General features: G+C 63.0%; 1 protein-coding gene. It reads right to left on the bottom strand.

Translation table 11 applies throughout. The features are described 5' to 3' along the window. Positions 1-73: 73 nt before the first annotated feature. Entirely contained in the window at positions 74-1384 is a 1311-nt protein-coding gene (locus C6P64_RS17535) for an MFS transporter (RefSeq protein WP_105749816.1), read from the bottom strand. Positions 1385-1437: the final 53 nt, after the last annotated feature.

Below are 1437 nucleotides of genomic sequence, written 5' to 3'. Positions count from 1 at the left end.
GACGGGGACGAGGATCTTCATATGTAACTCCAGGAAGAATGGACAGCAGGGGCGTGGACCGCCCCAGACTCGATCAGGCCGAAGCGGCGCGATCGTGGTCGATGAAGGCCAGGGCGACTGCACCGATCACGCCAGCGGCAGCGATGACCAGGAAGTTCTGCTCCAGCGGCAACTTGAGGGACACGATCAGGCCGATCAGCAGCGGGGCCATGATGGCGCCGGCACGGCCGACGCCAGACGCCATGCCGATGCCGGTCGAGCGGATCGCCATCGGGTAATACTGACCGCTGTAGGCATAGGCCACGATCTGCGCACCGGTCGAGCAGGCGCCGACCGCACCGATGACCAGGTACAGCATGTCGGTCGACATCGGAATGGTCATCAGATAGAGGAACAGGCCGCCGAGCGCGTACATCGTCACCAGCACCCACTTGATGTGGAACTTGTCAGCCAGCCAGCCGCCGAAGATGGCACCGAACATCGCACCCAGGTTCAAGGCGATGACGAAGCTCAGCGCCGAGCCCAGGCTGTAGCCGGACATGGCCATCAGCTTGGTCAGCCAGGAGCTCAGCGCATAGATCATGAACAGGCCGGTGAAGAAGGCGACCCAGAACATCAGCGTGCTCAGGCCACGGCCTTCCTGGAACAGCTTGGCGATCGGCACGCCCGAGCCCTTGGCCGACGGCGGCACGACGAACTGGTCCTCGGCCGTGAGCTTCAGGCTCGGTTCGATCTGCTGCACGATCTCGCGCAGATGACGGTCGTCATGGTGAGCGATCAGGTAGGGCAGCGACTCGGGCATGCTCTTGAGGATGAAGGGGATCAGCAGCAGCGGGGCACCGGCGGCAACGAACACCGACTGCCAGCCGTAGTCGCCGATCAGCTGCTTGCCCAGCACCGCGGCCAGGATGCCACCGAAGGCATAGCCCGAGAACATCAGCGTCGTCATGACGCTGCGGATCTTCTTGGGCGAGTATTCGGTCATCTGCGCGACGATGTTGGGCATCACGCCACCGATGCCCAGGCCGGCAATGAAGCGCATCACGCTGAAGCTGACCGGCTCGCTGGTGAAGCCGGCCGCCGCGGTGAAGACGCTGAACAGGAAGACGCAGATCACGATCGTCCAGCGGCGGCCGATCCGGTCGGACAGGGTGCCAAGCACCATGGCGCCGAACATCATGCCGAACAGCGCCGAGCTGGCCATGAAGCCCGCGGTGGACGCGGTCACGTTCATTTCCTTCATGATCGAAGGCAGCGCGGTACCGGCGACCGCGATGTCGTAGCCGTCGATGATGATGATCAGCAGGCACCAGAGCAGTACCTTCAGGTGGAAGCGGTTGAAGCGGGCGTCATCGGCCAGCTTGTGCACGTCAATGGTTCTCATCTTGTCTCCTTGGGGTTTCTTGTCACTTGTGTGTCATTCGATCGCGCTGGCCG

Source organism: Malikia granosa, from assembly GCF_002980595.1.
Taxonomy (GTDB): domain Bacteria; phylum Pseudomonadota; class Gammaproteobacteria; order Burkholderiales; family Burkholderiaceae_C; genus Malikia; species Malikia granosa.
Note: the sequence above shows the minus strand (reverse complement) of the source record. Positions and strands in the feature narration are given on the sequence as shown.